This is a genomic window from Streptomyces omiyaensis (genome assembly GCF_014650895.1).
Taxonomy (GTDB): Bacteria; Actinomycetota; Actinomycetes; order Streptomycetales; family Streptomycetaceae; genus Streptomyces; species Streptomyces omiyaensis.
Genome location: NZ_BMVV01000028.1, coordinates 93,881 through 100,234, shown reverse-complemented (window position 1 = coordinate 100,234; position 6,354 = coordinate 93,881). Strand labels below are relative to the sequence as shown.

Annotated in this window: 5 protein-coding genes; 3 read left to right on the top strand and 2 right to left on the bottom strand. The window is 73.6% G+C overall.

The window, feature by feature from the left end; genetic code table 11:
- Nucleotides 1-440 precede the first annotated feature (440 nt).
- Nucleotides 441-890 (top strand): PTS sugar transporter subunit IIA, encoded by a 450-nt coding sequence (locus tag IE287_RS32100; RefSeq protein ID WP_189852761.1) that lies wholly within the window; start codon nucleotides 441-443, stop codon nucleotides 888-890.
- Between the two features lie 81 nt (nucleotides 891-971).
- Nucleotides 972-2,642, top strand: a complete 1,671-nt coding sequence (ptsP, locus tag IE287_RS32095; protein ID WP_189852760.1) for a phosphoenolpyruvate--protein phosphotransferase — start codon at nucleotides 972-974, stop codon at nucleotides 2,640-2,642.
- Nucleotides 2,643-2,723: 81 nt separating this feature from the next.
- Here ptsP and IE287_RS32090 read toward each other — a convergent pair whose 3' ends face one another.
- Together IE287_RS32090 and IE287_RS32085 are read right to left on the bottom strand one after the other, a co-directional pair.
- Nucleotides 2,724-3,620 (bottom strand): DUF8829 domain-containing protein, encoded by an 897-nt coding sequence (locus IE287_RS32090; RefSeq protein WP_189852759.1) that lies wholly within the window; start codon nucleotides 3,618-3,620, stop codon nucleotides 2,724-2,726.
- Nucleotides 3,621-3,647: 27 nt separating this feature from the next.
- Nucleotides 3,648-4,958: an MFS transporter gene (locus IE287_RS32085; protein ID WP_308436901.1), complete on the bottom strand. Its 1,311-nt coding sequence runs from the start codon at nucleotides 4,956-4,958 to the stop codon at nucleotides 3,648-3,650.
- Nucleotides 4,959-4,983: 25 nt separating this feature from the next.
- Here IE287_RS32085 and IE287_RS32080 point away from each other — a divergent pair, with 25 nt between their 5' ends.
- A complete protein-coding gene (locus tag IE287_RS32080; protein ID WP_189852758.1) occupies nucleotides 4,984-6,303 on the top strand; it encodes an aminotransferase class I/II-fold pyridoxal phosphate-dependent enzyme in 1,320 nt (439 codons plus the stop codon).
- The last annotated feature ends 51 nt before the right edge of the window (nucleotides 6,304-6,354 follow it).

Sequence of the window (6,354 nt, the reverse complement as noted above, 5' to 3'; positions counted from 1 at the left end):
GCCCTCCGGGCGCTTCCTTCGTTTCCGACTCTATCAGATCTTTCCGACCCGATTTCCTCGGTGCTTTCCGGTCCCGAATTCGATTTCCTCGGGGCCTTCCGGCGGGGTCAAACATTACCAGGCTTTCTCCGTCCCGCTGACCACTCGCCCGCTCGCTCCGTGAAGAACCGGGGCAGGCAGAGGTGTAGACCACTGGGGTTAGGATCTGGCTTGATTGGTGCTGCCGACCCACGACTCAAGGCCGCGTTGGGGTCAGGCAGGAGTACGACAGTACATCCCACCGTCAGTAGAGGCAAATCGTTCCCGGTAGTTCCTAGGTCCGCCAAGTGGTACGTCTCGTGCGGAACTGGGACTTCTTATGACTTACGCTTCTGAACAGTACGCGCCGCCCAGGACAGGTGTGGCGGCGCCACACGATCTCCGCCCCTGGGAGGCTTCCCATGACAACCGTGACGTCGCCACTTGCTGGACGCGCCATCGGTCTCGCCAACGTTCCCGACCCGGTCTTCTCCGGTGCCATGGTCGGGCCCGGCACCGCCATCGATCCCGTACGTGAGCCCTCCGAGGCGGTCTCCCCCATCGACGGGGTCGTCGTCTCCATGCACCCGCACGCCTTCGTCGTCGTGGACGGCGAGGGGCACGGGGTGCTGACCCACCTCGGCATCGACACCGTCCAGCTCAACGGGCAGGGCTTCGAGCTGCTCGTGAACAAGGGTGACACCGTGACGCGCGGACAGGCCGTCGTGCGCTGGAACCCCGCCGAGGTCGAGGCCGCCGGCAAGTCCCCCATCTGTCCCATCGTGGCCCTGGAGGCCACGGCCGACTCGCTCTCCGAGGTCCGTGAGGACGGCGACGTGAAGGCCGGCGACCAGCTCTTCGCCTGGAGCTGAGCCCGGTCCGTCGTCCGGACGGCCGCGAGTACGACATTCAACGCGGCGGCACGGCCGCCGCTTCTATCGGAGACGGGTGAGATGGAGACAACGCTGCGAGGCGTCGGCGTCAGCCACGGAGTGGCGATCGGCCAGGTGCGGCACATGGGTACGGCGGTTCTCGAACCGCCCGCCAAGCAGATCCCCGCGGAGGAGGCGGAGCGCGAACAGGGGCGCGCCCGTCAGGCGGTGGAAGCCGTCGCCGCGGACCTGATCGCGCGCGGCAACCTGGCCGGCGGTGAGGCGCAGGCGGTGCTGGAGGCCCAGGCGATGATCGCCCAGGACCCCGAGCTCATCGCCGACGTCGACCGCAGGATCGCGGTCGGCAGCACGGCCGAGCGCGGCATCTACGACGCCTTCTCGCACTACCGCGAACTGCTCGCGGGTGCCGGCGAGTACATGGCCGGCCGGGTCGCCGACCTCGACGACGTGCGGAACCGGATCGTGGCGCGGCTGCTCGGCGTGCCGATGCCCGGCGTGCCGGACAGCGACGAGCCGTACGTGCTGATCGCCCGGGACCTGGCGCCGGCCGACACCGCGCTGCTCGACCCGGCGCTGGTGCTCGGGTTCGTGACCGAGGAGGGCGGGCCGACCAGCCACAGCGCCATCCTGGCGCGCGCGCTGGGCGTGCCGGCCGTGGTGGCGCTGCCCGGCGCCGGCGAGCTGGCCGAGGGGACGCAGATCGCGGTGGACGGTTCCACCGGCGAGATCTTCGTGGACCCGAGCGAGGAGAAGAAGGCGACGCTGACGAAGGCCGCCGAGGCGCGGAAGGCGGCGCTGTCCGCGTCGAGCGGTCCGGGGGCGACCTCGGACGGGCACAAGGTGCCGCTGCTCGCCAACGTCGGCGGTCCCGCCGACGTGCCGGCCGCGGTGGAGGCGGGCGCCGAGGGCGTCGGTCTGTTCCGCACGGAGTTCCTCTTCCTGGACGACAGCAAGAAGGCTCCGTCCGAGGAGAAGCAGGTCGAGGCGTACCGCAAGGTGCTGGAGGCGTTCCCCGAGGGCCGTGTGGTCGTGCGGGTGCTCGACGCCGGTGCCGACAAGCCGCTCGACTTCCTGACGCCGGTCGACGAGCCGAACCCGGCGCTCGGCGTCCGGGGCCTGCGGTCGCTGCTCGACCACCCGGAGGTGCTGCGGACGCAGCTCACCGCGCTGGCGAAGGCCTCCGAGGGGCTGCCGGTGTACCTGGAGGTCATGGCGCCGATGGTGGCCGACCGGACGGACGCCAAGGCGTTCGCCGACGCGTGCCGCGAGGCGGGGCTCCGGGCGAAGTTCGGCGCGATGGTGGAGATTCCGTCCGCCGCGCTGCGGGCGCGCTCGATCCTGCAGGAGGTCGAGTTCCTGTCGCTGGGCACCAACGACCTGGCGCAGTACACCTTCGCCGCCGACCGCCAGGTCGGTGCGGTGTCCCGGCTCCAGGACCCGTGGCAGCCCGCGCTGCTCGACCTGGTGGCGCTGTCCGCCGAGGCGGCCAAGGCCGAGGGCAAGAGCTGTGGCGTCTGCGGCGAGGCCGCCTCGGACCCGCTGCTCGCGTGCGTGCTGACCGGCCTGGGCGTCACCTCCCTCTCCATGGGCGCCGCGTCGATTCCGTACGTGCGGGCGACGCTGGCGAAGTACACGCTGGCGCAGTGCGAGCGGGCGGCGGCCGCGGCGCGTGCCGCGGACACGGCGCACGAGGCGCGGCTGGCCGCGCAGGCGGTGCTGTCCGGGGAGTGATCCCGGGGTCGTAGCGCGTGGTCCGGAGGGGCTCCCCGTCACCTGGTGGCGGGGAGCCCCTCCGTCGTTTCCCGGGGCGGGTCAGGGGTGGCCGGGATGGTGGGCGTGCGGGTCGGGGGCGAGGGGGAAGCCGGCGCGGTGGTCGACGCCGTGCTCGGGCGGGAGGGGTTCGCCGGTGCGGGCGTCGGTGCAGTAGGCGGCGAAGACCTCGGCCTCGGTGAGGGGGCCGAGGGTGCCGTCCGCGAGCCGCCAGCCGTGGAGCCGGTCGGGGCGGCCGGGGCGGGTGGCGCGCAGGACGAGTCCGCCCGGCGAGGCGAGGACGAGTCCGGCGGCGAGGACGGCGGTGAACTCGGTGGCGGTGGTGGGGTCGTGGTGGCTGGTGCCGTGGTCGTCGCGGGTGGTGTGGAGGACGGCGATCAGGTGGTCGCCGGAGGCGGGGACGCTGCAGACGAGGTGGTGGGTGCCCGCCCCCGCGCCGTCGAGGAGGCCGAGGAGGAGGCGGGTGGCGCGGTCGAAGGCGTCGCGGCCGAGGTCCAGGCCGCAGTCGGGGCAGTCCCCCGCGGTGGCGAGGACGGTGGTGGCGTACTCCCAGGTGGCGCGGCGGACGGCCGTGTCGACCAGTTCGGGGAGGAGGACGGTGAGGGGCTGTCCGGTGTAGGTGACGCGGGCGCCGGTGGTGGCCAGGTGGTCGGTGAAGCGGCTGCGGCTGGTGGGGTGGTCGGGGTCGAGGCCGGTCTCGGCGCAGTAGGAGGCGTATTCGTCGGGGTCGAAGAGGGCGACGGTGGTGTGGGTGCCCTGGCGGGCGAGGGCCTTGAGGAGGGCCTCGACCTCCTGGAGGTAGGTGGGGTGGTCCTCGAAGGCGAAGGTGCGGTAGCGGCGCATGGCGGCGAAGTCCTGCTCGTCGGCGAGGAGTCCGACGGTGCTGGGGATCTCCCGGCGCAGGGCGCGGCGGAGGCGGGTCGTGGTGGTGGTCGTCATGGCTCCCCCTCGGATGTGGCGCTCCGATCAGACCGATCGATGCTCACTCACCGTAACCTTCGCCACTGACAGTGACGGTTCGGGGCGTTCGACGCGGTCGCGGAGGAGGCGGTGCTGGGCCGCGCCGGCTCCGACGAGGGCGAGGCCGAGCAGGGGCCAGGCGAGGGGGCCCGCGGTCATGACGCCGGTGACGAGGAGCGGCCCGGCGAAGCGCTGGGTGGACTGGGCGAGGCCGTGGACTCCGAGGTAGGCGCCCTGGGCGTCGTCGGGGGCGAGGGCGACGGAGAGTTCCCAGGAGGAGGTGGCGTGGACGATCTCGGCGAAGGTGAGCGCGACGACGGCGGCGACCAGGGCCGTGACGGCGAGGGCGCGCCCGCCCGCGGCGGAGGCGGCGAGGGCGAGGGTGCCGGCGACGAGGAGGCCGCAGAGGGGGACGAGCAGGCGCCGGGCGGCCCGGGTGGTGGCGCCGAAGCGGGCGAGCGGGACCTGGAAGAGGACGACGAGGACGGTGTTGAGGACGAGGAGCAGCGGCGCGAGGCCGACCGGGGCGTCGGTGGCGTGGACGATCCAGAGGGGGACGGCCACCTGGAGGATCGTGTCGTCGAGGAAGAGGGCCGCGTCGGTGGCGGTGTAGCCGAGGAAGGTCCGGTCCCGCCACGGGCTGGAGGCCTTGGGGCGGGGGGCGTCCGTGCCGGTTGCGGCGACGCGGGAGGCCGCGGGCGGCTCGGCGCAGCGCAGGGTGAGGACGGCGATGGCCAGGAAGGAGAGGACGTTGCCGACGAGGAGGTAGGCGTACGCCTGGGGGGAGCCGGTGGCGAGGGCGGCCGCGGCTCCGAGGCCTCCGATGGACCAGCCGATGTTGACGGTGGTGCGCTGGATGGCCTGGTAGCGGACGCGCTCGGCGCCCGCCTGGCGGGCGGCGTACAGCTTGACGAGGACGCTGCCGGCGCGGTCGGGGAGGGCGCCGAGGGCGGAGTAGAGGGTGAGGAGGAGGAAGTGGTCGGTGGTGAGGAGGGCGAGGAGGGTCAGTCCGCGCACGAGCTGGGTGGCGGCGATGACGCGGACGAGGGGGAAGCGGTCGGCGAGGATGCCGGCGAGGGGGGCGCCGGCTATGCCCACGCCGCCGGAGACCGTCATGAGGAGGCCGACCTGGGCGAGGCTCATGCCGGAGACGTAGGTGAAGTAGAGGGCGGTGCAGCCGGCCCAGAGGCCGGTGCCGGTCTTGTCGACGATGCTGACGACGAGCATGCGGCGGCCGTCGCGGCCTCCGGGGATGCGGTCGAGCGCGGTGCGGTGCCATGAGAGCGGACGGCCCACGGGTTCCCCCTTGACTGACATTATGTATTGATACATAATCTTGAACGTGGCAACACAATATTCGATCCAGGGGACGACGGCCAAGGGGATTGCCGCGTCCGTCGAGCGCGGCGTGACCGAGGGCGAGCTCGCCCCGGGCGACGCGCTACCCCCCGTACGGAGACTCGCGGACGAGCTCGGGGTGAGTCCGGGCACGGTGGCGACCGCCTACAAGGAACTGCGCGGGCGCGGACTCGTGGTGACCCGCGGGCGCGGCGGGACGGTCGTGGCGGAGGCGCCCTCGGAGGCGTCCCGGCGCCCGCCCCGGATGCCCGAGGGGCTGACGGACCTGGCCAGCGGCCTGCCCGATCCCGCCTTCCTGCCGGTCCTGCACCCGCCGGGCGAGGTGCGGCCGGTCTACGGCTCGCACCGGGCCGCGCCGCGGCTCGCGGCCCTGGAGGAGCTGACCCGGGCGTGGTTCCGGCGCGACGGGGTGCCCGCGGAGCGGGTGACCTTCGCGCACGGGGCGCTCGACTGCGTGGCGCGGCTGCTCTCGGTGGAGCTGCGGCCCGGGGACGCCGTCGCCGTCGAGGACCCCGGCTTCCACCACCTCCTCGACCTGGTGCCCGCGCTGGGCCTGCGGATGGTGCCGGTCGCGGTCGACGGCGAGGGGCTCACGCCGGACGCGCTGCGGACCGCGCTGCGGGCCGGGGTGCGCGCCGTCGTCTTCAGCCCGCGGGCGCAGTGCCCCACCGGAGCGTCGCTCACGCCCGCACGACGGGACGAACTGGGTTCCCTCTTCCGGGAGTTCCCCGAGGTCCTCGTGATCGAGGACGACTATCTCGCCGAGTTCGACGGGCCTCCGGCACCCTCCGTGGGCGCGCTGGCGCCGGGCCGCTGGGCACAGGTGCGCACGGTGTCGAAGCGGCTGGGCGTGGACCTGCGGTGGGCCGGTCTGACCGGTGACCCGGTGACGCTCGCCCGGCACGACGGCCGGATGCTGATGACGTCCGGCTGGGTCAGCCACGTGCTCCAGGAGACCGTGGTGCGGGTGCTCTCCGATCCGGGGACGACACGGCTCGTGGCACGCGGGGAGGCCGCGTACACCGAGCGGCGGCGGGCTCTGATCGACGCGCTCGGCGCACGCGGGATCCGCGCGGTCGGCGCCGGGGGGCTGAACGTGTGGGTGCCGGTGCGGGACGAGTCCGCGGTGGTCAACGGGCTGCGGACGCACGGCTGGTGGGTGGCGGCCGGGGCCCGCTTCCGGATCGACGCGCCGCCCGCCGTGCGGATCACCGTCTCCACTCTGGTGCCGGAGGAGGCCGGGCGGCTGGCGGCCGACTTCGCGCGGGTGCTCGGGGACGCGCAGGCGACGTACGGGGGATGAGGAACGGCGCGTGCCCGCCGCCCGGGCCGGGGAACGGCCGGGCGGCGGGCA

Excerpts from the sequence above, each read along its gene's own strand:
- IE287_RS32100 (WP_189852761.1), top strand. The coding sequence starts at position 441 with ATGACAACCGTGACGTCGCCACTTGCTGGACGCGCCATCGGTCTCGCC.
- ptsP (WP_189852760.1), top strand. The coding sequence starts at position 972 with ATGGAGACAACGCTGCGAGGCGTCGGCGTCAGCCACGGAGTGGCGATC.
- IE287_RS32090 (WP_189852759.1), bottom strand. The coding sequence starts at position 3,620 with ATGACGACCACCACCACGACCCGCCTCCGCCGCGCCCTGCGCCGGGAG.
- IE287_RS32085 (WP_308436901.1), bottom strand. The coding sequence starts at position 4,958 with ATGTCAGTCAAGGGGGAACCCGTGGGCCGTCCGCTCTCATGGCACCGC.